Source organism: Streptomyces sp. NPDC001407 (assembly GCF_042895325.1).
Lineage (GTDB): Bacteria > Actinomycetota > Actinomycetes > Streptomycetales > Streptomycetaceae > Streptomyces.
In genome coordinates this window covers 124,310-149,670 of sequence record NZ_JBIAWF010000001.1, presented here as the reverse complement: position 1 = coordinate 149,670, position 25,361 = coordinate 124,310, and the positions used below count along the sequence as shown (strand labels likewise).

At 71.2% G+C, this 25,361-nt stretch carries 23 protein-coding genes and 1 riboswitch; of the genes, 16 read left to right on the top strand and 7 right to left on the bottom strand.

The annotated features are described in order from the left end of the window. Positions 1-40 precede the first annotated feature (40 nt). Complete coding sequence (gene glgX / locus ACFY1P_RS00685) at positions 41-2,398, bottom strand: glycogen debranching protein GlgX (protein WP_390749259.1); 2,358 nt, start codon at positions 2,396-2,398, stop codon at positions 41-43. A gap of 389 nt (positions 2,399-2,787) precedes the next feature. On the opposite strand from glgX, the gene ACFY1P_RS00680 reads away from it, so the two are divergent. From ACFY1P_RS00680 to ACFY1P_RS00660, 5 genes are all read left to right on the top strand, one after another. Beyond that, the gene (locus ACFY1P_RS00680; RefSeq protein WP_361531883.1) at positions 2,788-4,002 is read left to right on the top strand and encodes an Ig-like domain-containing protein; all 1,215 of its coding nucleotides are present in this window, start codon (positions 2,788-2,790) and stop codon (positions 4,000-4,002) included. 121 nt (positions 4,003-4,123) lie between these two features. Next, a complete protein-coding gene (locus ACFY1P_RS00675) occupies positions 4,124-4,891 on the top strand; it encodes an enoyl-CoA hydratase-related protein (protein WP_361531880.1) in 768 nt (255 codons plus the stop codon). A 327-nt stretch (positions 4,892-5,218) separates the two neighbouring features. Next, the gene (locus ACFY1P_RS00670; RefSeq protein ID WP_361531877.1) at positions 5,219-5,722 is read left to right on the top strand and encodes an ATP-binding protein; all 504 of its coding nucleotides are present in this window, start codon (positions 5,219-5,221) and stop codon (positions 5,720-5,722) included. A gap of 506 nt (positions 5,723-6,228) precedes the next feature. Then, positions 6,229-6,738, top strand: a complete 510-nt coding sequence (locus ACFY1P_RS00665; RefSeq protein WP_361531874.1) for a peptidoglycan recognition family protein — start codon at positions 6,229-6,231, stop codon at positions 6,736-6,738. A gap of 38 nt (positions 6,739-6,776) precedes the next feature. Beyond that, positions 6,777-7,001, top strand: coding sequence for an EF-hand domain-containing protein (locus ACFY1P_RS00660; protein ID WP_361531871.1), 225 nt, complete (start codon positions 6,777-6,779; stop codon positions 6,999-7,001). Positions 7,002-7,028: 27 nt separating this feature from the next. Here the strand turns inward: ACFY1P_RS00660 and ACFY1P_RS00655 are convergent, their stop codons facing one another. The 6 genes from ACFY1P_RS00655 to gcvT all read right to left on the bottom strand — a co-directional run bounded on the left by ACFY1P_RS00655 (position 7,029) and on the right by gcvT (position 12,468). Next, positions 7,029-7,337 carry a hypothetical protein gene (locus ACFY1P_RS00655; protein WP_361531868.1) on the bottom strand — a complete coding sequence of 103 codons (309 nt, stop codon included), beginning with the start codon at positions 7,335-7,337 and terminating at the stop codon, positions 7,029-7,031. 36 nt (positions 7,338-7,373) lie between these two features. After that, positions 7,374-7,925 (bottom strand): hypothetical protein, encoded by a 552-nt coding sequence (locus ACFY1P_RS00650; protein WP_390749258.1) that lies wholly within the window; start codon positions 7,923-7,925, stop codon positions 7,374-7,376. 107 nt (positions 7,926-8,032) lie between these two features. After that, on the bottom strand, positions 8,033-9,415 hold the full coding sequence (locus tag ACFY1P_RS00645; protein WP_361531862.1) for an L-serine ammonia-lyase: 1,383 nt from the start codon (positions 9,413-9,415) through the stop codon (positions 8,033-8,035). A gap of 174 nt (positions 9,416-9,589) precedes the next feature. Then, entirely contained in the window at positions 9,590-10,852 is a 1,263-nt protein-coding gene (gene glyA, locus ACFY1P_RS00640) for a serine hydroxymethyltransferase (RefSeq protein WP_361531860.1), read from the bottom strand. Between the two features lie 44 nt (positions 10,853-10,896). Next, a complete protein-coding gene (gene gcvH / locus ACFY1P_RS00635; protein ID WP_361531858.1) occupies positions 10,897-11,274 on the bottom strand; it encodes a glycine cleavage system protein GcvH in 378 nt (125 codons plus the stop codon). 78 nt (positions 11,275-11,352) lie between these two features. Beyond that, the gene (gene gcvT / locus ACFY1P_RS00630) at positions 11,353-12,468 is read right to left on the bottom strand and encodes a glycine cleavage system aminomethyltransferase GcvT (RefSeq protein WP_361531855.1); all 1,116 of its coding nucleotides are present in this window, start codon (positions 12,466-12,468) and stop codon (positions 11,353-11,355) included. A gap of 147 nt (positions 12,469-12,615) precedes the next feature. Next, positions 12,616-12,709, bottom strand: a riboswitch (glycine riboswitch). A gap of 152 nt (positions 12,710-12,861) precedes the next feature. Between gcvT and ACFY1P_RS00625 the strand changes: the two genes are divergently transcribed. The 11 genes from ACFY1P_RS00625 (at position 12,862) to ACFY1P_RS00575 (ending at position 25,264) form a co-directional block, all read left to right on the top strand. After that, positions 12,862-13,521, top strand: coding sequence for an AAA family ATPase (locus ACFY1P_RS00625; RefSeq protein WP_390749257.1), 660 nt, complete (start codon positions 12,862-12,864; stop codon positions 13,519-13,521). A gap of 286 nt (positions 13,522-13,807) precedes the next feature. Then, positions 13,808-14,605 carry an enhanced serine sensitivity protein SseB gene (locus ACFY1P_RS00620; RefSeq protein WP_390749538.1) on the top strand — a complete coding sequence of 266 codons (798 nt, stop codon included), beginning with the start codon at positions 13,808-13,810 and terminating at the stop codon, positions 14,603-14,605. A 156-nt stretch (positions 14,606-14,761) separates the two neighbouring features. Then, on the top strand, positions 14,762-15,517 hold the full coding sequence (locus ACFY1P_RS00615) for an enhanced serine sensitivity protein SseB C-terminal domain-containing protein (protein ID WP_361531242.1): 756 nt from the start codon (positions 14,762-14,764) through the stop codon (positions 15,515-15,517). A 356-nt stretch (positions 15,518-15,873) separates the two neighbouring features. After that, entirely contained in the window at positions 15,874-16,872 is a 999-nt protein-coding gene (locus tag ACFY1P_RS00610) for an ABC transporter permease (protein ID WP_361531212.1), read from the top strand. A 58-nt stretch (positions 16,873-16,930) separates the two neighbouring features. Beyond that, complete coding sequence (locus ACFY1P_RS00605; RefSeq protein ID WP_390749256.1) at positions 16,931-18,691, top strand: ABC transporter substrate-binding protein; 1,761 nt, start codon at positions 16,931-16,933, stop codon at positions 18,689-18,691. A 102-nt stretch (positions 18,692-18,793) separates the two neighbouring features. Further along, positions 18,794-19,807, top strand: a complete 1,014-nt coding sequence (locus tag ACFY1P_RS00600) for an ABC transporter permease (RefSeq protein ID WP_361531218.1) — start codon at positions 18,794-18,796, stop codon at positions 19,805-19,807. Beyond that, a complete protein-coding gene (locus ACFY1P_RS00595; RefSeq protein ID WP_390749255.1) occupies positions 19,804-20,919 on the top strand; it encodes an ABC transporter ATP-binding protein in 1,116 nt (371 codons plus the stop codon). The genes ACFY1P_RS00600 and ACFY1P_RS00595 overlap by 4 nt, the downstream gene beginning before the upstream one ends. A gap of 11 nt (positions 20,920-20,930) precedes the next feature. Further along, positions 20,931-21,992, top strand: a complete 1,062-nt coding sequence (locus ACFY1P_RS00590; protein WP_390749254.1) for an ABC transporter ATP-binding protein — start codon at positions 20,931-20,933, stop codon at positions 21,990-21,992. Between the two features lie 108 nt (positions 21,993-22,100). Further along, on the top strand, positions 22,101-22,760 hold the full coding sequence (locus ACFY1P_RS00585; RefSeq protein WP_361531224.1) for a trimeric intracellular cation channel family protein: 660 nt from the start codon (positions 22,101-22,103) through the stop codon (positions 22,758-22,760). Positions 22,761-22,797: 37 nt separating this feature from the next. Next, a complete protein-coding gene (locus ACFY1P_RS00580) occupies positions 22,798-23,646 on the top strand; it encodes a thioesterase family protein (RefSeq protein ID WP_390749253.1) in 849 nt (282 codons plus the stop codon). A gap of 448 nt (positions 23,647-24,094) precedes the next feature. After that, positions 24,095-25,264, top strand: a complete 1,170-nt coding sequence (locus tag ACFY1P_RS00575) for a cysteine desulfurase family protein (RefSeq protein ID WP_361531230.1) — start codon at positions 24,095-24,097, stop codon at positions 25,262-25,264. Positions 25,265-25,361: the final 97 nt, after the last annotated feature.

The following is a 25,361-nucleotide window of genomic DNA, read 5'->3' as shown; positions in this document are numbered from 1 at the left end:
TCGGGAAGGGGCGGGGTGGGGAACAAAGCGCCGCAGGCGGCTACGGGCACGGGCGAGGCGGGGAAGGAGACGCCGGCACGGCCCGCAGGAGGAGGATCGAGCGTGGCCGCACAGCCACCGGCGTGCCGCCGGCCCGCCGCGTGCCCGGTGCCGTCGCCTGAGACTCCCGCGCCGTGTTCACGAGGAGCTCGTACGCCGAAGCCCACGGCGCCCCGGGCAGCGTGAAGCGCACCGGCCCGGAGCCGGCGTGCAGGACCGTCAGGAAGCTGTCGTCGGTGACCGGTTCACCCGAGTCGTCGCGCCGCGCGATGTCCCGGCCGGAGAGGAACATGCCGAGCGTGGCCGCCGGGGCGTACCAGTCGGCCTCCGTCATCTCCGTGCCGTCCGCCGTGAACCAGGCGAGGTCCCGCAGCCCGTCCGCCGCCTGCGGCCGGCCGGAGAAGAAGGAGCGGCTGCGCAGCACGGGGTGGGCGCGGCGCAGGGCGAGGAGGCGGGCGGACAGCTCGGCGAGCGCCCGCCAGCCGGGGTCCTCCAGGAGGGACCAGTCGACCCAGCTGGTCGCGTTGTCCTGGCAGTACGCGTTGTTGTTGCCGCCCTGCGTGCGGCCCATCTCGTCGCCGGCCACCAGCATCGGCACGCCGGTGGACAGCAGCAGGGTGGTCAGCAGGTTCCGTGCCTGGCGCCGGCGCAGCGCGAGGACGGCCGCGTCGTCGGTCTCGCCCTCGACGCCGCAGTTCCAGGACCGGTTGTCGCCGGTGCCGTCGCGGTTGCCCTCGCCGTTGGCCTCGTTGTGCTTCTGTTCGTAGCTGACGAGGTCGCGCAGGGTGAAGCCGTCGTGCGCGGTGACGAAGTTGACGGAGGCGTACGGCCTGCGGCCGCCCCAGGCGTAGAGGTCGCTGGAGCCGGACAGGCGGTAGCCGAGGTCGCGTACGTCCGGCAGCGCGCCCCGCCAGAAGTCGCGTACGGCGTCGCGGTAGCGGTCGTTCCACTCCGTCCACAGCGGGGGGAAGGCGCCCACCTGATAGCCGCCCGAGCCCACGTCCCAGGGCTCGGCTATGAGCTTGACGCGGCGCAGCACCGGGTCCTGGGCGATGACCGCGAGGAACGGCGAGAGCATGTCGACATCGTGCATCGACCGGGCCAGCGCCGCCGCCAGGTCGAAGCGGAAGCCGTCGACGCCCATCTCCGTCACCCAGTAGCGCAGCGAGTCGGTGATCAGGCGGAGGACGTTCGGCTGCACGACATGGAGGGTGTTGCCGCAGCCGGTGTAGTCGGCGTAGCGGCGGGCGTCGTCCTGGAGGCGGTAGTAGCGGCGGTTGTCGACGCCGCGCAGGGAGAGCGTCGGCCCGAGCTCGCCGCCCTCCGCGGTGTGGTTGTAGACGACGTCGAGGATGACCTCGATGCCCGCCGCGTGCAGGGCCCGTACCATCCGCTTGAACTCGCCGACCTGCCGGCCGCGCGTCCCGGTCGCGGCGTAGGCGGCGTGCGGTGCGAAGTAGCCGATGGAGTTGTAGCCCCAGTAGTTGCGCAGCCCGCGCCGCAGCAGGTGGTCCTCGTGCGCGAACTGGTGGACGGGCAGCAGCTCGACGGCGGTCACCCCGAGGCGCACCAGGTGGTCGACGGCCGCCGGGTGCGCGAGTCCGGCGTAGGTGCCGCGCAGCCGCTCCGGGATGCCGGGGTGGCGCATGGTGAAGCCGCGCACGTGCAGTTCGTAGATGACCGAGTCGGCCCACGGCGTCTTCGGCCTGTGGTCGTCCGCCCAGTCGTCGTCGTCCGCGACGACGACGCCCTTGGGGACGTACGGGGCCGAGTCGCGGTCGTCGCGCACGGTGTCGGCGACGTACTGCTGCGGCCAGTCGCGGACGTGTCCGTACACCTCGGGAGGAAGGGTGAAATCACCGTCTATGGCCCGGGCGTAGGGGTCGAGGAGGAGCTTGGCGGGGTTCCAGCGGGCGCCGGTCCAGGGGTCCCAGCGGCCGTGCACGCGGTAGCCGTAGCGGCGGCCGGGGCGCACGCCCGGTACGAAGCCGTGCCATATCTCGTGCGTCAACTCGTCCAGGAACAGGCGGGTTTCGCGCTCCCCGCACGGCGTGCCCTCCGGGCCGGTGCCCGGCTCGTCGTCGAACAGGCACAGCTCGACGGCCTCCGCCCCGCCGGCCCACAGGGCGAAATTGGTGCCCGCCACTCCGTCCGCGCCCACGCGGAAGCGCGCGCCCAGCGGCTCCGAGCTGCCCGGCCGCACCGCCGGGCGGACCGGGACCTCCGGCCGCCGGTGGCCGTTGACGGCGGACACGACGGGCGGTGCCGCGCCGCCGTCCGTACGGGGCCGCTCGGGGGCGCGTGCGAACCGGCCGTCCCGCCCGTCCCGTTCCGCCCGTTGCTCGGGTGCGCTCGACACGTCTTCGCCTCCGGCGGCTCTCGACCAGCGCGCCGGGCACCCGGCTTCCCGTGCCGGATGTCGGCGGTCCTGTCCTTCCCCCAGTTCTGCCCAGATCCACGCATGCGCTCACCCGTGTGATCGGACCCGACACCTGTGCGGGACCTGTGCGCGAAGGACCCCCGCCGGGTGGTCAACGACGGGTCTGTGGCCGGTTTAAGATGCCTCGATTCGGCCACGGCTCACTCCTCATGCGTATGCCTCGTACCACCGTTCCCATTTGCTGCGGAACGGTGACATTCCCGAGCCATGCACTGTCGGTGGCATGTGGTTATCTATCGCCATGCGCGTGCTGACGCGCTCAGGGGGCGCCGCGTGGCCGCGGGCCGTGCGAAGGGGAGACAACCGTTGTGAACACGCAGCTGATATCGAGAGGGCGCGCCGGCCGCAGGGGCCTGTTCGCGCTGCTGCTCGGGGCGCTGTTGCTGCTGGTCACCGCCTGTGGTGGTGACGGGGATGCGAAGAAGGACGGCGCCGAGAAGGACGACGGCAAGCCCTCGCAGGCCGTGGTGACGATCGCGCCGAAGGACGGCGCGAAGGACGTCGCGACGAGCGGCGCGCTCAAGGTCACCGCCGACCAGGGCACGCTGACCTCCGTCAAGGTCGCCGACGCCAAGGGCACCGCGGTGGACGGCAAGATCGCCGACGACGGCGCGTCCTGGGAGCCGGCCGGGCACCTCGCCGCCGCCACGAAGTACACGGTGGACGCGCTGGCCAAGGACAAGAAGGGGCGGACATCCGCCAAGCACGCGACGTTCACGACCCTCACCCCGCAGAACACCTTCGTCGGCTACTTCACGCCGGAGGACGGCAGCACGGTCGGCGTCGGCATGCCCGTATCGCTCACTTTCAGCCGGGGCATCACCGACACCAAGGCCGTCGAGCGCGCCGTGAAGGTGACCGCCGAGCCCTCCGTGCCCGTCAAGGGCCACTGGTTCGGCAACGACCGCCTCGACTTCCGCCCCGAGAAGTTCTGGGCCGCGGGCACCAAGGTGACGCTGGAGATGAACCTCGACGGCGTCGAGGGCCGTGACGGCGTCTACGGCACGCAGAACAAGACCGTGAAGTTCACCGTCGGCCGCAGCCAGGTGAGCACCGTGGACGCCTCCAGCCACCAGATGACGGTCGAGCGGGACGGCAAGACGCTCAAGACCATCCCGATCTCCGCCGGCGCCCCGGGCCACTCGACGTACAACGGCCAGATGGTCATCAGCGAGAAGTACGACGTGACGCGGATGGACGGCAACACGGTCGGCTTCGGCGGCGAGTACGACATCGCGGACGTGCCGCACGCCATGCGCCTGTCGACGTCCGGCACCTTCATCCACGGCAACTACTGGTCGGGCGAGGGCACCTTCGGCTCGGAGAACGCCAGCCACGGCTGCGTCGGCCTGTTCGACGAGCGCGGTGGCGGCGACCCGTCCACCCCGGCCGCGTGGTTCTACAGCAACTCGCTCATCGGTGACGTCGTCGTGGTCAAGAACTCCAACGACAAGACGATCCAGCCGGACAACGGGCTCAACGGCTGGAACATGCCCTGGTCCGAGTGGACCGCCGGGAGCTGACGCCCCCTCTCCCTGACGGCCGGGCGGCCCGGTGCACTGTGTGACCAAGTGCACCGGGCCGCTCGCTGTCCGGCCACTTCGCGGGGCAGACCCCGCCAGGCCCTGAAGCTAACCTGCTGTCATGACTGTGCATCTTGAGGCCGCCGAGGGCGTCGGGACCATCCGGCTCGACCGTCCGCCCATGAACGCGCTCGACATCGCCACCCAGGACCGGCTCCGCGAGCTCGCGGAGGAGGCGACCCACCGCACGGACGTCCGGGCCGTCGTGCTGTGGGGCGGGGAGAAGGTGTTCGCGGCCGGCGCGGACATCAAGGAGATGCAGAAGATGGACCACGCGGCCATGGTGGCCCGCTCCCGTGGCCTCCAGGACGCCTTCACCGCCGTCGCCCGCATCCCCAAGCCCGTCGTCGCCGCCGTCACCGGCTACGCGCTCGGCGGCGGCTGCGAGCTCGCGCTCTGCGCCGACTTCCGCATCGCCGCCGACAACGCCAAGCTCGGCCAGCCGGAGATCCTGCTCGGCCTGATCCCCGGCGCGGGCGGCACCCAGCGGCTGGCCCGGCTCGTCGGCCCGTCCAAGGCCAAGGACCTCATCTTCACCGGCCGTCAGGTGAAGGCCCCCGAGGCGCTGGAACTCGGCCTCGTCGACCGGGTCGTGCCGGCCGGGGAGGTCTACGAGCAGGCGCACGCGTGGGCCGCGAAGCTGGCCGCCGGTCCCGCGCTCGCGCTGCGCGCGGCGAAGGAGGCCGTGGACACCGGCCTGGAGACCGACATCGACACCGGGCTCGCGATCGAACGCAACTGGTTCGCGGGGCTGTTCGCCACCGAGGACCGGGAGATCGGGATGCGCAGCTTCGTCGAGGACGGGCCCGGTAAGGCCAAGTTCGTCTGAAAGGCGACGCGTTGGACGTGCGCGGTGCGGGGGCTGCCGAACGGTCGGCGGCCCCTTCGCCGTTGTCCCGGCACGCCCGGCCGGCATGGCGGGTGGTTGCCCCTTGTGGGGGAATTCCGCGAGGTGTGCGAACCCGTCGAAATGACCTTGTTCCATGCGCTGAGCGATCATCTGTGCACCCGGGGTCACCGCAGGTCAGTCCGCATTTTCTGGGTGACTGGCTGCCCATGGCATATGTCGCCGAGGGGCGTTGGAGCACCGGATTCCGCTCCGGCGAATCCCTTGGTTCCAGCCCACGGCGTCTTTACGGCGGCCATGATGGGGTGCATGGCGGGCCTGGAAGGAACGGATCAGCCGCGGCAGCGAAGTGGCACGGCCGCTGTGCGCTGGATGCCGTCCGTAGAGGATGAACTGGCGCTCAAGGCGCTCGATCTGTTCGGCGACCCCACGCTCGGCGAAGTCCAGCTGCCCTCCCGCCCGGAGTCGGCGATCGCCGCCCGGCGGCTGACCCAGTGCGTCGTCCTGCGGCACTGGGGCCTCTCCGCCCAGCTCGCCGAGCACGCCGTGCTGCTGGTTTCCGAGCTCGTGGGCAACGCCGTCCGGCACACCGGGGCGCGCTGCTTCGGGCTGCGGATGCTGCGCCGCCGCGGCTGGCTGCGGATCGAGGTGCGCGACCCCTCCCGCGGGCTGCCGTGTCTGATGCCGGTGCACGAGCTCGACACGAGCGGGCGCGGGCTCTTCCTGGTCGACAAGCTCTCGGACCGCTGGGGCGTGGACCTGCTGGCGCGCGGCAAGACGACCTGGTTCGAGATGAGGGTCGCGGACCGCTGAGCGCGGACCGGTGAGCGCGCGCCGTCATGGGTGCGGCGACCGCTGGGCGTACGGCTCGTACGCGCGGCCCCGGACGTGCAGTCCCGAACGGCGCTGTCTCGCACGCGTGAGGAAAACGCGGAGGCCCCCGTGCGTCGGTATGCGACGGGCCGGGGGCCTCTGCGTGCGGCCGCGGAGGAAGGGGTGTGTTCCGCGGCCGGAAAGAACGACCTGGCCCGGGTCAATGGGGGTCGTGCCACCGACTATGGCAGACAGCCGCGTGTCGGCCAAAGCGGCTATCGGGGCAGATTCGGGCAATTCTGGATGGACTTCTCGTTAATCAAAGGTGAGTTGTGACACCCGCCTTGAATTCCATGAATGAACCAGCGGTAACTCCTATTTTTATGCGCGCCAGTTCGTGTCGGTTCGACGGTGCCATGTCGGTCCTTGCGTACCGGGCCGTTTCGGAGTGTCATGTCCCCGCCGGGCTGCCGACCGGTGTGCCCGCTATCCGGGAGCCCCCCCCCATGGACGAAGAGACCGCGACCACTCCCTATCCCCCCACCCACTGGATACCGGCCGACAGCGCCAACTGGACCGTCTCCAGCCGCCCCGCCGCCCACCCCGTCGACTTCCTCGTGATCCATGTGACCCAGGAGACCTTCGGCGACGCGATGAGGATCTTCCAGGACCCCGCGGCCCGGGTCTCGGCGCACTACATGGTCGCCTCCGCGGACGGCTACATCGGCCAGTTCGTCCGCGAGAAGGACATCGCCTGGCACGCCGGCAACTGGGACTACAACACCCGCAGCATCGGCATCGAGCACGAGGGCTGGATCGACCGCCCCGAATACTTCACCGACGCGATGTACCGCTCCTCGGCCCGGCTCGCCGCCGCCGTCTGCGCCCGCTACGGCATTCCGCGGACCCGCGACCACATCATCGGCCACGTCGAAGTGCCCGGCTCCACCCACACCGACCCCGGGCCGCACTGGGACTGGGACCGCTATATCGGCCTGGTGATCAGCGGCGGCTAATCTTTGCCGGTCACACCAGCACACAAGGGGAGGCCCACATGGCCGACAACGAAGCGCGCAAGGCCGAGGCGCGCAAGACTTTCGACCGGTTCGACGCCAATGGGGACGGTCTGATCACCGCCGCCGAGTACAAGAGCGTGATGGCTCAGCTCGGCGACTTCAACGTCACCGAGACCGTGGCCCAGGCCATCATCAACAAGAAGGACGCCAACGGCGACGGCGTGCTGTCCTTCGAGGAGTTCTGGGCCTCCCTCAACGGCTGACCCGGCCCGCGCACGGCTCCCGGCGGGTCAGCGCCAGCCCCTGCGCTGCGCACTGGCCCGCCGCCTGCGGTCGTTGCACAACAGGCACCGGCCCCAGCCCGGCGGCAGCGGGTCGTCCTTGTCGCCGTACAGCGGGTCCACGGGCCCCTTGGGGTGCTCCGCGCACGCCGTCGCGCCCAGCCCGGCCCCCAGGGCACCGGCCGCGGTCAACGCCCGGCGCAGGGCGTCGAGAAGCTGGTCGGCCTCATGGGGGGCCGGGGCGGCGTCGAGGGCGAAGGCGATGTCCGAGGCGGTGCTGAGCGCGCTCTGGAGTTCGCGCAGGTCTGCGTAACTCATGCTGGGAAGCGTACGCGCCACCACTGACAACGCGGCTCAGACCGCCGTCAGCGCCCAGCTCCGGTCCGCCCGCAGCGCGGCCCCGTCACGCACCGGCCGCACCCCCTCGCCCGCCGCCGTCCGGGCCCCGCCCGCACGGCGCGAATCCTGCGCCCAGATCCGGCCGTCGGTCTCGGACGCCACCTTGCGCAGGCCGCCCCGCCCGGCCGGAGCGGTGCGGAACCGCTGCTCCGGCGCCCCCGCGTCGCACAGCGCGGTGACCAGCAGCGAGCCCTTCAGGTCGATGCAGTGGTACGGCTCGGCGACCGACGAGAACTGCCGCGTGGTCGCGCTGTACAGCCAGGACTGCCGGGCCGGCGCGGCCGCGTCGCACGCCTGAAGCGCCACCAGCCTGGGCCGCGCCGCGCCCCGCGGATCGCGGTAGCCGGAACCCTCCGCCGTCAGACAGCCGCCGTACGCGCCGTTGTGCAGCAGTACGGCCGACGAGGGAACCGGCACGGGCGCGGCGACGGCGGAGGGCGCCGCGAGGCCGAAGGCGGCGGTGAGGGCGCCGAGGATCGCGGCAGTGGCGCGGGCGTGGTGGCGCATGGCTGGGGCTCCTCGCGGGGGAACGGAACGAGGAGCCGACCTTACTGACGGAGGTCACACAGTGGCGCGCTGTTTCCGGCCATGATCCCCCAGTGGGGCGCGCCGGTTCAGCACTCGATGACGTTGACCGCGAGGCCGCCGCGGGCCGTCTCCTTGTACTTGACCTTCATGTCCGCGCCCGTCTCCTTCATGGTCTTGATGACCTTGTCGAGGGAGACGTGGTGGCGGCCGTCGCCGCGCAGGGCCATGCGGGCGGCGGTGACGGCCTTGGCGGCGGCCATGCCGTTGCGCTCGATGCAGGGGATCTGCACCAGGCCGCCGACCGGGTCGCAGGTCAGGCCCAGGTTGTGCTCCATGCCGATCTCGGCCGCGTTCTCGACCTGCTCGGGCGAGCCGCCGAGGACCTCGGCGAGGCCGCCGGAGGCCATCGAGCAGGCGGAGCCGACCTCGCCCTGGCAGCCGACCTCGGCGCCGGAGATCGAGGCGTTCTCCTTGAAGAGCATGCCGATCGCGCCCGCGGCGAGCAGGAAGCGGACGATGCCGTCCTCGTCCGCGCCGGGCACGAAGTTCATGTAGTAGTGCAGCACGGCCGGGATGATGCCCGCGGCGCCGTTGGTGGGGGCGGTCACGACGCGGCCGCCCGCGGCGTTCTCCTCGTTGACGGCCATGGCGTAGATCGTGATCCACTCCATCGCGCGGGCCTGCGGGTCGCCCTCGGCGCGCAGCTGGCGGGCCGAGTTGGCCGCGCGGCGGCGCACCTTGAGGCCGCCGGGGAGGATGCCCTCGCGGGACATGCCGCGGGAGACGCACGCCTGCATGACGCGCCAGATCTCCAGCAGGCCCTCGCGGATCTCGCTCTCCGTGCGCCAGGCCTTCTCGTTCTCCAGCATCAGGGCGGAGATCGACAGGCCCGTCTCGCGGGACATCCGCAGCAGCTCGTCGCCCGTGCGGAAGGGGTACTTCAGCACGGTGTCGTCCAGGACGATCCGGTCCTCGCCGACCGCGTCCTCGTCCACGACGAAGCCGCCGCCCACCGAGTAATACGTCTTCTCCAGCAGGGGCGCGCCGGCCTCGTCGTAGGCGAAGAGGGTCATGCCGTTGGCGTGGTACGGCAGGGAGCGGCGGCGGTGCAGGATCAGCTGGGTCGACTCGTCGAAGTCGATCTCGTGGGTCGAGCCGATCTCCGCGCCGAGCAGCCGCAGCCGCTTCGAGGAGCGGATGCGCTCGACCTCGTCGTCCGCCCTCTCCACGTCGACGGTGCGGGGGGAGTGGCCCTCCAGGCCCAGCAGCACGGCCTTCGGGGTGCCGTGGCCGTGGCCGGTGGCGCCCAGCGAGCCGAAGAGCTCGGCGCGCACGGAGGTGGTGTGGGCCAGCAGGCCCTCGTTCTTCAGCCGCCGCGTGAACATCAGCGCGGCCCGCATCGGGCCGACCGTGTGGGAGCTGGACGGGCCTATGCCGATCGAGAAGAGATCGAAAACGGAGATGGCCACGGTGGCGCTCCCTCGGGTCGGTGGTACGGGTATGTCGCGGGCGGCCGGGCCACGGTCGGTGCACACGGGGTGCACGTGAGTGATCCGGTCTCCCGCCACGTGGTGCGGGGCACCGGGCTCACCTTCCAGTGTGCCCAGTGCCCCGTACCAGCGGGTGAATCGGGTACTGCTCGGTTACTTCAGGCCGGCGTACAGCGGGTGCTTGTCCGCCAGGGCCGTGACGCGGGAGCGCAGCGACTCCACGTCGTAGGACGGCTTCAGCGCCTCGGCGATGATGTCCGCGACCTCGCGGAAGTCCTCCGCCTGGAAGCCGCGGGTGGCCAGCGCCGGGGTGCCGATCCGCAGACCCGAGGTGACCATCGGGGGCCGCGGGTCGTTCGGGATGGCGTTGCGGTTGACCGTGATCCCGACCTCGTGGAGGCGGTCCTCGGCCTGCTGGCCGTCCAGCTGGGAGTTGCGGAGGTCCACCAGCACCAGGTGCACGTCCGTGCCGCCGGAGAGGACGGAGACGCCCACCTCGGCGACGTCGGCCTGCACCAGGCGCTCGGCCAGGATCTTCGCGCCTTCCAGCGTACGCTGCTGGCGCTCCTTGAACTCCTCGCTCGCCGCGACCTTGAAGGAGACGGCCTTCGCGGCGATCACGTGCTCCAGCGGACCACCCTGCTGACCGGGGAAGACGGCGGAGTTGATCTTCTTGGCCAGCTCGGCCGTGGAGAGGATCACACCACCGCGGGGGCCGCCCAGCGTCTTGTGCGTGGTCGTGGTGACGACGTGCGCGTGCGGCACCGGGGAGGGGTGCAGCCCGGCGGCGACGAGACCCGCGAAGTGGGCCATGTCGACCATCAGGTAGGCGCCGACCTCGTCCGCGATCCGGCGGAAGGCCGCGAAGTCCAGCTGGCGCGGGTAGGCCGACCAGCCGGCGACGATCAGCTTCGGGCGGTGCTCCTTGGCGAGGCGCTCGACCTCGTCCATGTCGACCAGGTTGGTCGCCTCGTCGACGTGGTACGCGACCACGTTGTAGAGCTTGCCGGAGAAGTTGATCTTCATGCCGTGGGTCAGGTGCCCGCCGTGGGCGAGGTTCAGGCCCAGGATGGTGTCGCCGGGGTTGAGCAGCGCGAACATCGCGGCCGCGTTCGCCTGCGCACCGGAGTGCGGCTGGACGTTCGCGTGCTCGGCGCCGAAGAGCGCCTTGATCCGGTCGATGGCGATCTGCTCGACGACGTCGACGTGCTCGCAGCCACCGTAGTAGCGGCGGCCCGGGTAGCCCTCGGCGTACTTGTTGGTGAGGACGGAGCCCTGGGCCTCCATGACGGCGACCGGAGCGAAGTTCTCCGACGCGATCATCTCCAGGGTGGACTGCTGGCGGTGGAGTTCGGCGTCGACAGCGGCGGCGACGTCGGGGTCGAGCTCATGGAGGGAGCTGTTCAGAAGCGACATGAGTTCTTCCTGGACTTCCTGGGCGGGAGGAGGGTGGGGCGGGATCAGCCGGCGAAGGCGGTGTACTCGTCGGCGGACATCAGGTCCGCCGGCTCGTCCGTGATCTTCACCTTGAACAGCCAGCCGCCCGTGAAGGGGGCGGAGTTCACCAGCGAGGGGTCGTCCTGGACGTCCTGGTTCGCGTCGACGACCTCGCCGCTCACCGGGGAGAACAGGTCGCTGACCGACTTGGTCGACTCCAGCTCGCCACAGGTCTCGCCCGCGGTGACCGCGTCGCCGACCTCCGGGAGCTGGGCGTAGACCACGTCACCGAGCGCGTTGGCCGCGAACTCGGTGATGCCGACCGTCGCCACGCCGTTCTCGTCGACGGCCGACAGCCACTCGTGCTCCTTGCTGAAGCGCAGCTGCTGGGGGTTGCTCATGGCTTGATTCTCCTGGATGCGCGAGGGTGCTTGTGCAACGGGTATTGACAGGTGAGACGGGAACGGGACCGGAAGGGGTCAGCGCTGCCGCTTGTAGAAGGGCAGGGCGACGACCTCGTAGGGCTCGTGGCTGCCGCGAATGTCCACAGATACGTCATTTGTACCGGGCGTGGAGTGCGCGGCGTCGACATACGCGATGGCGATCGGCTTGCCGAGCGTGGGCGAGGGTGCACCGGAGGTGACCTCGCCGATGACCTCGCCGCCGGAGACCACCGGATATCCGGCGCGCGGCACCCGGCGACCCGTCGCGATCAGGCCGACCAGCTTGCGCGGCGGGGCGCTCTCCGCGCGCTCGGCGGCGGCCGCGAGCGCCTCCCGGCCCACGAAGTCGCCCTCCTTGTCGAACTTCACGACCCGGCCCAGGCCCGCGTCGAAGGGCGTGGTGGCGGTCGTCAGCTCGTGCCCGTAGAGCGGCATGCCCGCCTCCAGACGCAGCGTGTCGCGGCAGGAGAGGCCGCACGGCACGAGGCCCGCCCCGGCGCCCGCGTCGGTCAGCGCCTGCCAGAGCTTCTCGGCGTCGGCCGGGGCGACGAAGAGCTCGAAGCCGTCCTCGCCGGTGTAGCCGGTGCGGGCGATCAGCGCCGGCACGCCCGCCACGGTGCCCGGCAGGCCCGCGTAGTACTTGAGGCCGTCGAGGTCGGCGTCCGTCAAAGACTTCAGGATGCCGGGAGACTCAGGACCCTGGACGGCGAGCAGCGCGTAGTTCTCACGGTCGTCGCGGACCTCGGCCTCGAAACCGGCGGCGCGCTCGGTCAGCGCGTCCAGCACCACCTGGGCGTTGGAGGCGTTGGCGACGACCATGTACTCCGCGTCGGCGAGGCGGTAGACGATCAGGTCGTCCAGGATGCCGCCGTCGGCGGCGCAGATCATGGTGTAGCGGGCGCGGCCGACGGCCAGCGCGGAGAGGTTGCCGACCAGCGCGTGGTCGAGCGCCTGGCCCGCCCCGGGGCCGGTGAGGGTGATCTCGCCCATGTGGGAGAGGTCGAAGAGACCGGCGCGCGTGCGCACGGCGACGTGCTCGTCGCGCTCGCTGCCGTAACGCAGGGGCATGTCCCAGCCGGCGAAATCGGTCATCGTGGCGCCCAGCGCGCGGTGCAGCGCGTCGAGGGCCGTTCGGCGAGGGGCAACGGTCATGGTGTGGGCTCCCAGGCATGGCAGTGAGGACGTCCTCCCCATCTGTCATCGGAACCTGAGAGGTTCACCGGGAGCGGTCGGCGACGAGCGCGTCCTCGGCTTGCACCTTGGGTGGGACCGCACGGGCGGCCCGCTTTTCAGATCTGCCTCGCCCACGCGGTACGGGGCCTGAGAGATTCAAGGGAGGAACTTGCTCCTTCGGCGCCCAGCTCGGTGGCTGGAACTCTCCCGCGTGGATTCGAGCGGCCGGTATGCAGTTGGGTACGCAGTTGGCGCGCACATCATTGCACGGACCGGCGCGTGAGGGACTGCCCACCGGCCTCTCAATTGGATTACCTTTTCTTTACATTTCACGGGTACGGGGCAGGCACGGCACGGGGGAGGGCGATCGGGGTGCGGACGCGAAGTACGGAGGCGGAGCGGGCGGGGTCCGCGCCGCCCGAACGGCAGGCGCTCGGGCCGCCGTCGGGCGTCGTCGACCTGCGCGGCGGCCCGGCGTGCGCGGAGCTGCGCTGCTCGGCCGGGGATCTGGTGATCGTCTCCGGGCTGCCCGGCAGCGGCAAGTCCACCCTGATGCGGCGGGTGGTGCCCGCCCTGGACGGCGCGGGCGAGGTCGTCTGGTGCGTCGATTCGCAGGACTCCCGCGAGCGGCTGGAGCGGCGCACGCCGCCCCGGCTGCCGTACGGCGTCTACCGCCCGGTCGCGCGGGCCCTCCACTACGCCGCCCTGCGGCGGGCGTTGCGCTCCGGGGCGAGCGTCGTCGTGCACGACTGCGGGGAGCGGGGCTGGGTGCGGCGCTGGTCCGTGCGCGCCGCGCGGCGGCGCGGGGCCGGGGTGCACCTGGTGGTGCTGGACGTGGGCGCGAGGACGGCGCTGGCGGGCCAGCGGGCGCGGGGCCGGGGCGTCTCGGCCCACGCGTTCCGCGGCCACCGGCGGGCGATGGCCCGCCTGCTCGCCGGGGCGGCCGCCGGGGAGGTGCCGCGCGGCGTGGCATCGGTGGTGCTGCTCTCCCGGCGGACCGCCGACGGCCTCGACCGGATCTCGTTCGGCTGACCGGCACTGCCGTGTGACGGCGCCGTGTGACGGGCGGTGTTCCTGTGCAACCCGATGCCTGCCGCGAGCGTCGTTCCCGGTGAGAGATCGGTGGGGGAGCGGTAGGGGAGCGATGGGGGAACAGTCATCCCCCGATGCGCCCCCTGCTTCCGCCCCGGTCCATCCTGACCTGGGACATCGGTGCCGATTCCGGCAGCCGACGGGAGCGGACGGGGGCGCAGCCGTTAGGGTTCGGTTGCGGCTTTGTCGATACGGTGGTTGGACGGCGTTGGGCGAGTTGGACGAGATGAGCATCCCCGAGCAGTACGGTCGGCCCGCGGCCCCGGCCGGTGCCCCCCTTGGGGGCCTCCCCGAGGGCTGGCCCGCCAATGAACTCGAAGCGGTGCTCGCCGCCTCCCTGAGCGTGCCCGGCGCCGGTGCCCGCATCGTCGAGGTGCTCGGCCGCAGCCACCTGTGGGTGCCGCTGCCCAGCGGCGGCGGGCCCGACAGCCCCGGCCTCGACATCCCCACCCTGGAGCTGGACGGCGCCGCCTACGTACCGGTGTTCAGCTCCGAGGCGGAGTTCCTGCGCGTCGTCGGCGACCGGATGTCCTTCACCGTGGCGCCCGCCGTCGAGTTCGCCCGTGGCCTGCCCCCGCAGGTCGGCATCGCGGTCAACCCCGAGGGCGCCATCGGCGCGCCGCTGCCGCCGCCCGCCGTCGCCGAGCTGTGCCGGGCCGGCCGCACGGCCCTCGACGGCGACGCCACCGGCGGCCGGGTGCGGCTCTTCGAGCCGGACTGGCAGGAGGAGCCCACCGCCTTCCTGGCCGCCGCCGGGCTGGAGTTCGCGGCCGCCAAGGTCGTGCGGACCGCGCGCCGGACGCTGGCCAGCGTCGAGGGCGGCGACCCGGCGCTGTTCATCGGCGTCGAGCTCGACCTGCCCGACCCCGGCAGCCGCACCGCCGTCCTGGACGCCCTCGGCCGGGCGCTCGGCACGGCGCCCGTGGCCTGGCCCGTGCAGCTCGTCTTCCTCGACGTGGCGCGGGATCCGGTCGGTGACTGGATGTCGGCGCGGTTGCGCCCGTTCTACGACCGTGACCTGTGACTCCTCCCGTGCCCGCCGCCGCGGGCTCGTAAGCTGGTTGGATGACCGGACCGGGGGCGCTGCCGCGCCCCGGGGCAACGGAGTGGGCGGCCGGGAGACGGCCGAGGAAAGAGGCGGACCCAGGTGAGCGCGGGCGCGGAGAGCGGCGTGGAGCAGATGCTGCGCCAAGTGGCGCCCGGTCGGTACGACACGTACGAGGCGCTGCTCCAGGCACTGGCCGAGGGCAGTGTCTGGATGCTGCTCTGGCACGGCCAGGCGGGCTCGCCCGACGCGCAGTACGGCAACATGGAGGTCGACGGCCTCGGCTACGCCCCGTGCGTCACCTCCGCCCAGGAGCTCGCCGCCAGCGGCTGGAACCGCGCCCACGCCGTCGTCCCGGGCCGTGCCGTCGCGGGCTCGCTCTACCCCGACCGCTGGGGCCTGTGGCTCAACCCGCACGCCCCCGGCGGCGGCGTCGGCGTGCCCTGGCTGGACCTGCGGCGCATCGCGACGGGCCTGGACCGGCTGCCCGCCGGACCGCTGCGGCTCTGTGAGCCCTCCCTGGAGCTCCCGCAGTTCTACGCCCTGCTCGGGCAGAACGCCCACCGCACCCCCGCCGTGCGGGCGCTGCGCCGCGCCTGGGTGCAGCCCGCGCTGGGCACCCCCTATCTCGCCATCGGCCTCGATCTGTACGACAGCTCGCAGGCCGCCGTGGAGTCCGTGCGGTCGATGATGCGTCAGTCGGTCGGCGCGGTGCCCGAGGGGCTGCCGGTGTCCACGGTGGCGATGTCGGACGAGCACGACCCGGTCGCGATGTGGATGCGGGCCAACACCCGCCCCTTCTTCGACCGTGACGTGGTGCCGCCCGCGGGCGGGGGATACGGCTATCCTCCGGCCGGTTACGCGCAGGGCGCCGCCCCGCAGGCGTACTGACCCGCGGGCGTACCGAGCGGGTCCGTTCCGCGCCCGCCCCAATATGCTTGTAGGCGGCACGAGTTGCTGCCCGGCAGACAGTCGACCGCTCACTGACCCCCGGCGTTCGGATAACGGAAGCCGACTGGTCAGATCACGGTTGCGCATCCATTCCCGGCCAGGGCTGGCGGGTGATCGCAACCGCGTTGAAGACTCCCGCTCCAAGGGACGTCGCTCCTGCGTACGAGCCCTCTTTTGTGACCTTCCGCTCCACCGGTACCAATTGCACCAGTCTGCACGTGTACATGTGAGATCCAAGCCGCCTTCAGCGGCGGGCGTGGGCCGGTCACCCCCGGCCGAGAGGGGTCAAAGGCACTGTGACCGCACCTATCGAGACCACCGGGGCGGCTGCCGGGGCGCAGCCGGAGGCCGTCCTCGCCGGGGCCAAGAAGAGCCAGATCGAGGGGCGTTCGCTCACCCAGATCGCCTGGATCCGCTTCAAGCGCGACAAGGTCGCCGTCGCCGGCGGCGTCGTGGTGGTGCTGCTGATCCTGCTCGCCGTGCTGGCCAAGCCGATCGAGTCGGTCTTCGGGCTCGATCCCAATCAGTTCCACCAGGACCTCATCGACCCCGAACTCCTCGCCCCCAAGGGCGGGTTCGGCGGGATGAGCTGGGAGCATCCCCTGGGCGTCGACCCGCAGTACGGGCGCGACATCCTGGCCCGCGTCATCGAGGGCTCCTGGGTCTCCCTGATCGTCGCCACCGGAGCCACCCTGCTCTCCGTGGTGATCGGCACCGTGCTCGGGGTCGTCGCGGGCTTCTACGGCGGCTGGGTGGACAGCGTCATCAGCCGGATGATGGACACCTTCCTGGCCTTCCCGCTGCTGCTGTTCGCGATCTCCATCTCGGCGGCCCTCCAGGACGGGGCGTTCGGCCTCTCGGGCCTCCCGCTGCGCATCTGTGTGCTGATCTTCGTGATCGGCTTCTTCAACTGGCCCTACATGGGCCGCATCGTGCGGGCCCAGACGCTCAGCCTCCGGGAACGGGAGTTCGTCGAGGCGTCCCGCAGCCTCGGCGCACGCGGCCCCTTCATCCTCTTCCGGGAGCTGCTGCCCAACCTGGTGGCGCCGATCCTCGTCTACTCGACCCTGCTCATCCCGACGAACATCCTCTTCGAGGCCGCGCTCAGCTTCCTCGGCGTCGGTATCGCCCCGCCGCAGGCGTCCTGGGGCGGCATGCTCACCAGCGCGACGGACCTCTACCAGGCCGATCCGCAGTACATGTTCGTGCCAGGCCTCGCCATCTTCATCACGGTGCTGGCATTCAACCTGCTGGGCGACGGGCTGCGTGACGCCCTCGACCCGCGCAGCAAGTGATCCGCGGCGACCTTCCGTCCACCGCGCCACAACCATCGACAGAGGGGGTTTTCCTCAGGTGAAGACAAGAAAAGCGACGGCGGTGCTCGCGACCGCCGTGGTGCTGACGCTGGGGGCGTCCGCGTGCAGCAGTTCGAAGAGCGATGGCGGCGGCAAGGGTGGCGGGGACAAGAACGCGGTCGCCGACGCCGCCCTCTCCTCGATCGTCAACAAGAGCGACAAGAAGGGCGGCACGGCCACCTACGAGGTCTCGGACGTGCCCGACTCGCTCGACCCGGGCAACACCTACTACGGCTGGGTGCAGAACTTCTCCCGCCTCTACGGCCGCACGCTCACCAGCTTCAAGCCCGCCGCCGGCAAGGAGGGCCTGGAGGTCGTCCCCGACCTCGCCGAGTCCCTGGGCAAGCCGAGCCCGGACGCCAAGACCTGGACGTACAAGCTGCGCGCGGGCGTGAAGTACGAGGACGGCACGGCGGTCACCTCGAAGGACGTCAAATACGCCATCGAGCGCAGCAACTTCGCGCCGGCCGCGCTGTCCAACGGCCCGACGTACTTCAAGGCGCACCTGGAGGGCGGCGACAAGTACGAGGGCCCGTACAAGGACACCTCACCCGACGGGCTGAAGTCCATCGAGACGCCGGACGACCAGACGATCGTCTTCCATCTCAAGGACGCCTTCGCGGACTTCGACTACCTCGCGACCTTCTCGCAGACCGCCCCCGTGCCGCAGAAGGCGGACAAGGGCGCCGATTACGTCAAGCACATCGTCTCCTCCGGGCCGTACAAGTTCTCCTCGTACGAGGAGGGCAAGAGCGCGACGCTGGTGCGCAACCCGCAGTGGGACAAGAAGACGGACTCGATCCGCCCGGCCCTCCCGGACAAGATCTCGATCAAGTTCAAGATCCTCCAGCCGACCATCGACAACAGCCTGCTCAACGACAGCCTGACGGCCGACGCGGCCGGCACCGGCGTCGCCCCGCAGACCCAGCCGAAGGTCCTGAGCGGCAAGTACAAGAAGCAGACGGACAGTTCGTACGCCGGAGCCAGCTCGTACATCGGTCTGAACGTGCACGTGAAGCCGTTCGACAACATCCACTGCCGCAAGGCGGTCCAGTGGGGCATCGACAAGGCGTCGGTCCAGCAGGCCCAGGGCGGCGACCCCAAGGGTGACGTCGCCTCGACCCTGCTGCCGCCGACCGTCAACGGCTACTCGAAGTTCAACCTCTACGAGACGCCGAACAGCGCCGGTGACATCAGCAAGGCCAAGGACGAGCTCAAGCAGTGCGGTCAGCCGAACGGCTTCACGACCAACCTGACGGCCCGCTCCGACCGCCCGGCGGAGATGGCCATGGCCACCGCGGTCCAGGCGTCGATGAAGAAGATCGGCATCACGGCGAACATCAAGACCTTCCCGACCGGCAAATACTTCACCAACTTCGTGGGTGTGCCGGACTACGTCCACAGCCATGACCTGGGCATGATCATGACCGCCTGGGGTGCCGACTGGCCGACCGGCTTCGGCTTCCTCGACCAGATCACCAACGGCTCGGCCATCAAGCCCTCCGGCGGCAACAACGTCCAGGAGCTGGACGACCCGCAGATCAACAAGGCGCTCAACGACGCCATCGGCAACACCGACGCGGCCGCCCGCACCAAGGCGTGGGGCGACATCGACAAGATGATCGTCGACAACGCCTCCGCGGTGCCGCTCATCTACCGCAAGAACCTGCTCTTCCGGCCCGAGTCCGCGACCAACGTCACGGTCACCCAGGCCTACCTCGGCATGTACGACTACCTGCTGATGGGCTCCTCCAAGTAGCAGCGGGCCAGCCCGCCTCAGATTCAGGGAAAGGCAGGTGAAGGTGCCGGCGCCCGCCGGGCCGGATACCCTCCGGCCCGCGGCCGCCGGCGCCGCACAGCTGTGGCTGCGTACATCATCCGACGCCTGTTCGCCGCGGTCCTACTGCTGCTGGTGGTCAGCGCAGTCACCTTCGCGATCTTCTTCCTCGTCCCCCGCATCGCGGGCCAGACGGTCGATCAACTCGCCACCCAGTACGTCGGCAAGGACGCCAACCCCGACTCGATCGCCGCGGTCAAGAAGAACCTCGGCTTCGACCAGCCGATCTACGCCCAATATTGGCATTTCGTCAAGGCCATCGTGGTGGGGGCGGACTACAAGTTCGGCCCGGACGCCTCCCACTGCGCCGCGCCCTGCTTCGGCTACTCCTTCAAGAGCCACATCGAGGTCTGGCCGCAGCTGACCTCGCGCATCCCCGTCACCCTCTCGCTGGCGATCGGCGCCGCCGTGATCTGGCTGATCTCCGGTGTGGCCGTGGGCGTGCTCTCCGCGCTCAAGCGGGGCACCTTCTTCGACCGCTTCTTCATGGGCGTGGCCCTGGCCGGCGTCTCCCTGCCGATCTTCTTCACCGGCATGCTGGCCCTGAGCGTCCTCACCGTCCAGTGGCCGGTGTGGGGCAACGGCATCAACTACACCAATTTCACCGACAATCCCGCGCAGTGGGCCTGGAACCTCCTGGTCCCCTGGTGCAGCCTCGCCTTCCTCTACTCCGCGCTCTATGCCCGGCTCACCCGCGCCGGGATGCTGGAGACCATGAGCGAGGACTACATCCGCACGGCCCGCGCCAAGGGCCTCAAGGAGAGCAAGGTCGTCGCCAAGCACGGACTGCGCTCCGCCCTCACCCCGATCGTCACCATCTTCGGCATGGACTTCGGCCTGCTGCTCGGCGGCGCGGTCATCACCGAGACGGTGTTCTCGTTCAAGGGCATCGGCGAATACGCCGTCAAGGGCATCCAGGACAACGACCTGCCCATCGTGATGGGCGTGACCCTGGTCGCCGCCTTCTTCATCGTCCTGTGCAATCTGCTGGTGGACCTGGTCTACGCGGCCATCGACCCCAGGGTGAGGTACTCGTGAGCGAGCTCGACAAGGAACAGCGCGTGACCGGGGACGCGGCCGTGGGCGAGCCCGTCGCCACCCCGCCGGCCGATCGCCCGGATGCCTTCCTCTCCGTACGCGACCTGCGCATCCACTTCGACACCGACGACGGCCTGGTGAAGTCCGTCGACGGCGTGAGCTTCGACGTGCGGGCCGGGAAGACGCTCGGCATCGTCGGCGAATCGGGCTCCGGGAAGTCCGTCACCTCGCTCGGCATCATGGGCCTGCACCGCACGGCGCGGGCCCGGATCTCCGGCGAGGTGTGGCTGGACGGCGAGGAGCTGATCTCCGCCGACCCCGACCACGTGCGCACCCTGCGCGGCCGGAAGATGGCCATGATCTTCCAGGACCCGCTCTCGGCCATGCACCCGTACTTCACCGTCGGCGCCCAGATCGCCGAGGCCCACCGCGTGCACCACACGTCCGACCGCAAGACCGCCCGCAAGCGCGCCGTGGAGATGCTCGACCGCGTCGGCATCCCCGAACCGCACCGCCGCGTCGACGACTACCCGCACCAGTTCTCCGGCGGCATGCGCCAGCGCGCCATGATCGCGATGTCGCTGGTCAACAACCCCGAGCTGCTGATCGCCGACGAGCCGACGACCGCCCTCGATGTCACCGTCCAGGCCCAGATCCTCGACCTGATCCGCGACCTCCAGAAGGAGTTCGGCTCCTCGGTCATCATCATCACCCACGACCTCGGGGTCGTCGCCGAGCTGGCCGACACCATCCTGGTGATGTACGGCGGCCGCTGCGTCGAACGCGGCCCCGCCGAGAAGGTCTTCTACGAACCCCGCCACCCCTACACCTGGGGGCTGCTCGGCTCCATGCCGAGGATCGACCGCGACCAGACCGAGCGGCTGATCCCCGTCAAGGGCACCCCGCCCAGCCTGATCAACGTGCCGTCCGGCTGCGCCTTCAACCCCCGCTGCCCCTACGCCGACGTCCCCGAGGGCGGCATCACCCGTACCGAACGGCCCGAACTGCGGCTGGTCTCCGGCGAGGGCGACGGGCGGCACTTCTCCGCCTGCCACATGACCCAGGAGGAGCGGACCCGCATCTGGACCGAAGAGATTGCGCCCAAGCTGTGAAGGACGACACCGTGCCGGAGCCAGACGTGACCATCCCCGGGCAGCAGGCGGCACCCGAGGGCGCCGAGACCCTCCTGAAGGTGGAGGGCCTGGTCAAGCACTTCCCCATCACCAAGGGCCTGCTGCGCCGCCAGGTCGGCGCGGTGCAGGCGGTCGACGGGATCAGCTTCGAGGTGCGCGCGGGGGAGACCCTCGGCGTGGTCGGGGAGTCCGGCTGCGGGAAGTCGACCATGGGCCGGCTGATCACCCGGCTGCTGGAGCCCACCGGCGGCAGGGTCGAGTTCCAGGGCAAGGACATCACCCACCTCGGGGCCTCCGGGATGCGCCCGATGCGCCGCGACATACAGATGATCTTCCAGGACCCCTACTCCTCGCTGAACCCCCGGCACACCGTCGGCACGATCGTCGGCGCCCCCTTCAAGCTCCAGGACGTCACGCCCGAGGGCGGGGTGAAGCGGGAGGTCCAGCGGCTGCTGGAGCTGGTGGGCCTCAACCCCGAGCACTACAACCGCTACCCGCACGAGTTCTCCGGCGGCCAGCGGCAGCGCATCGGCATCGCCCGCGCGCTCGCCCTCAACCCCAAGCTCGTGGTCGCCGACGAACCCGTCTCCGCCCTCGACGTGTCCATCCAGGCGCAGGTGGTCAACCTGCTGGACGACCTCCAGGACGAACTGGGCCTGACCTACGTGATCATCGCCCACGACCTGTCGGTCATCCGGCACGTCTCCGACCGGATCGCGGTGATGTACCTCGGCAAGCTCGTGGAGCTCACCGACCGCAAGTCGCTCTACGAGAAGCCGATGCACCCGTACACCAAGGCGCTGCTCTCCGCGGTGCCGGTGCCGGACCCGAAACGGCGCGCGAAGCGGGAGCGCATCCTGCTCAAGGGCGATGTGCCGTCGCCCATCTCGCCGCCCTCCGGGTGCCGCTTCCACACACGGTGCTGGAAGGCGACGGAGGTGTGCTCCACCCAGGAGCCGCCGCTGCTCGAACTGGCCACCGGCCACCGGGTGGCCTGCCACCACCCGGAGAACGCGCCGAAGAGCGCCCCGGAGCCGGCCGCGGCGTCCTGAGCGGACCGGACGGGACCGGACGGGACCGGACGGGCCGGTTCGTCCGGCCTGTCCGGGGTTCGCGGGCCGTGAGCGGGGGTTGGGCGTTCGTTCGAGTAAGAATGTCGCGTGCTCACCGATCTGTTCAGCCCCTCCGTCCAGCACCTGCTGGACATCGCCGGGATATTCGTCTTCGCGATCTCCGGCGCGCTCCTCGCCGTGCGCAAGAACTTCGACGTCTTCGGCATGGCCGTGCTCGCCGAGGTCACCGCGCTGGGCGGCGGGCTGTTCCGGGACCTGATCATCGGGGCGGTGCCGCCCGCGGCCTTCACCGACCTCGGCTACTTCCTGACCCCGCTGTTCGCCACGCTGATCGTCTTCTTCCTGCACCCGGAGGTCGAGCGGATCACCAAGGCCGTCGGGGTCTTCGACGCCGCCGGGCTCGGGCTGTTCTGCGTGACGGGCACGATGAAGGCGTACGCGCACGGGCTCGGCCTCACCTCCTCCGCCACCCTCGGCCTGGCCACGGCGGTCGGCGGCGGCGTGCTGCGCGACATACTCGCGCACGAGGTGCCCTCGCTGCTCCGCTGGGACCGCGACCTCTACGCCGTGCCCGCGATGGTCGGCGCGACGATGGCCGCGCTGCTGATCCGCTTCGACGCGCTCGACGCCACGACCAGCGCCGCCCCCGTGCTGACGGCCTTCGTGCTGCGGCTGCTGGCCATGCACTTCCACTGGCGGGCACCGCGCGCCTGGCACCGCAGGAGCGCGGCGGCCGAGGAGATCTGACCTACCCATCAGTAACTTCGCGGTGTAGTTTCGGACCATGGCTCTGGGAACCATCGGCAACAGCGAATTCGACCGCGACACCGCCCTGTCGCCGCGCGAGCGGGACGGCCGGCGCGCCGACTACGACACGGACCTCTCCGCCGGGTGGACCATCTTCGGCGCGGTCAACGGCGGCTACCTCCTCGCCCTGCTCGGCCGCGCCCTCGGTGCCGCGCTGCCGCACCCGGACCCCTTCTCCGTCACCGCGCACTACCTCTCCGCCTCCCGGCCCGGCCCCGCCGTCGTCCGGACCGAGCTGATCCGCACCGGCCGCACGCTCTCCACCGGGCAGGCGTCCCTCGTCCAGAAGGCCGGGGACGGCACCGAGGTCGAGCGCATCCGCGTCCTCGCCACCTACGGCGACCTCGGCACCCTCACCGACGACATCCGCACCACGGCCAAGCCGCCCGCCATGCCGCCGTACGAGCACTGCCTCGGCAAGGAGGACGGCCCGGTCGCCGGCCTGGCCCCGGAGATCTCCGGGCGCCTCGACATCCGGCTCGACCCCGCCACGGCCGGCTGGGCGGCGGGCACGCCGAGCGGACGGGGCGAGATGCGGGCCTGGTTCGGGCTGGAGGACGGACGGCCCGCGGACGCGCTCTCGCTGCTGCTGGCGGTGGACGCGCTGCCGCCGACCGCCTTCGAGATGGGCCTGAACGGCTGGGTCCCGACGGTCGAACTCACCGCCCACATCCGCCGCCGCCCCGCCCTCGGCCCCCTCCGCGTCTCCATCACCACGCGCAACCTCGCGGGCGGCTTCCTGGAGGAGGACGCGGAGGTCTGGGACAGCGAGGACCGCTTGGTGGCGCAGTCGAGGCAACTGGCGCTGGTGCCGCGGGGGCAGTGACGGTTTGTCCGCCTGCGGCGGGCTGCGCTTTCTTCCCCTACCCCGCCCCTTCCCGAAACTGGGGCTCCGCCCCAGACCCCGGACCGCGCTGACGCGCGGTGTCCTCAAACTCCCCCAGCTACCTCCCCCAGACTCCGTCCGGGGGTGCCCCCAGAGGTGCCCCCAACGGGCTGGATTTGGCTGATGTGGGTGCGCAATTTCAGCCCGTTGGGGGCACCTCCCAGCGGTAGCTGGGGGAGTTTGAGGACGCTCCCCCAGACTTCGTCCGGGGGGACCCCCAGCAGGGCGCTCTCCGCCGCAGGCGGCAACGGACCGGTAGCCGGGGTCTGGGGCACGAGCCCCAGTTTCGGGAAGGGGCGGGGTAGGGGAACAAAGCCCGCCGCAGGCGCCACGCATCCGCACTCCCAGGGAACCGCAACCGCAGCGCCCTCGTAGAATCGTCCCCACCATGGCCTACCTCGACCACGCCGCCACCACCCCGATGCTCCCGGAGGCGGTGCAGGCGATGACCGCCCAGCTCGCCCGCACCGGCAACGCCTCCTCGCTGCACGCCGCCGGGCGGCGGGCGCGCCGTACCGTCGAGGAGTCGCGCGAGTCCCTCGCCGCGGCGCTCGGCGCGCGCCCCAGCGAAGTGGTGTTCACCGCGGGCGGTACCGAAGCGGACAACCTCGCCGTCAAGGGGCTCTACTGGTCGCGCCGTGCCGCCGACCCGGCCCGTACGCGCGTCCTCGCCAGCCCCGTCGAGCACCACGCCGTGCTCGACGCCGTCCACTGGCTCGGCGAGCACGAGGGCGCGACCGTGGAGTACCTCCCCGTCGACTCCCACGGCCGGGTGCACGCGGACGCGCTGCGCGAGGCGATCGCCCGCAACCCCGACGACGTGGCCCTCGCCACCGTGATGTGGGCCAACAACGAGATCGGCACGGTCATGCCGGTCCGCGAACTGGCCGCCGTGGCCGCCGAGTTCGGCATACCCCTGCACGCCGACGCGGTGCAGGCGTTCGGCCAGCTCGACGTGGACTTCGCCGCCTCCGGGCTCGCCGCGATGACGGTCAGCGGCCACAAGGTCGGCGGACCGTACGGCATCGGCGCCCTGCTGCTCGGGCGGCAGTACGCGCCCGTACCCCTGCTGCACGGCGGCGGCCAGGAGCGGCACGTGCGCTCCGGGACGCTCGACGTGCCCGCAGTCGCCGCCTTCGCGGTGGCCGGCTCGCTGGCCGCCGAGCGGCGCGCGGACTTCGCGCGTGAGGTCGGGGCCCTGCGGGACGACCTGGTCGCGGCGGTACGGGCCGCCGTGCCGGACGCGGTGCTCGGCGGCGACCCCGACCCCGCCGGGCGGCTGCCCGCGAACGCGCACTTCTCCTTCCCCGGCTGCGAGGGCGACTCCCTCCTGCTGCTCCTGGACGCGCAGGGCATCGAGTGCTCGACGGGCTCCGCGTGCACGGCGGGCGTGGCCCAGCCCAGCCACGTGGTGCTCGCCACGGGCACGGACACGGCCCTGGCCCGGGGCACGCTGCGCTTCTCGCTGGGCCACACGTCGACGGCGGCGGACGTCGCGGCGGTGGCAGCGGCGATCGGCCCGGTGGTGGAGCGCGCCAGGACGGCGGGCCTGAGCTGACTGTCGGGGCGCGGTGCGCCCGACAGGGGCGCCGGGAACTGCGCGACCGGCCACGGACGGCCCGTGGACGCGAGTGAAGCTCATGTCCCGCCCCGGT

Bases quoted from the DNA above. Each gene is read 5' to 3' on its own strand.
- ACFY1P_RS00665 (WP_361531874.1), top strand. From the start codon at position 6,229: ATGGACGAAGAGACCGCGACCACTCCCTATCCCCCCACCCACTGGATA.
- ACFY1P_RS00670 (WP_361531877.1), top strand. From the start codon at position 5,219: ATGGCGGGCCTGGAAGGAACGGATCAGCCGCGGCAGCGAAGTGGCACG.
- ACFY1P_RS00650 (WP_390749258.1), bottom strand. From the start codon at position 7,925: ATGCGCCACCACGCCCGCGCCACTGCCGCGATCCTCGGCGCCCTCACC.
- ACFY1P_RS00655 (WP_361531868.1), bottom strand. From the start codon at position 7,337: ATGAGTTACGCAGACCTGCGCGAACTCCAGAGCGCGCTCAGCACCGCC.
- ACFY1P_RS00615 (WP_361531242.1), top strand. From the start codon at position 14,762: ATGCTGCGCCAAGTGGCGCCCGGTCGGTACGACACGTACGAGGCGCTG.
- ACFY1P_RS00660 (WP_361531871.1), top strand. From the start codon at position 6,777: ATGGCCGACAACGAAGCGCGCAAGGCCGAGGCGCGCAAGACTTTCGAC.
- ACFY1P_RS00675 (WP_361531880.1), top strand. From the start codon at position 4,124: ATGACTGTGCATCTTGAGGCCGCCGAGGGCGTCGGGACCATCCGGCTC.
- glyA (WP_361531860.1), bottom strand. From the start codon at position 10,852: ATGTCGCTTCTGAACAGCTCCCTCCATGAGCTCGACCCCGACGTCGCC.
- ACFY1P_RS00620 (WP_390749538.1), top strand. From the start codon at position 13,808: ATGAGCATCCCCGAGCAGTACGGTCGGCCCGCGGCCCCGGCCGGTGCC.
- gcvT (WP_361531855.1), bottom strand. From the start codon at position 12,468: ATGACCGTTGCCCCTCGCCGAACGGCCCTCGACGCGCTGCACCGCGCG.
- ACFY1P_RS00575 (WP_361531230.1), top strand. From the start codon at position 24,095: ATGGCCTACCTCGACCACGCCGCCACCACCCCGATGCTCCCGGAGGCG.
- gcvH (WP_361531858.1), bottom strand. From the start codon at position 11,274: ATGAGCAACCCCCAGCAGCTGCGCTTCAGCAAGGAGCACGAGTGGCTG.
- ACFY1P_RS00580 (WP_390749253.1), top strand. From the start codon at position 22,798: ATGGCTCTGGGAACCATCGGCAACAGCGAATTCGACCGCGACACCGCC.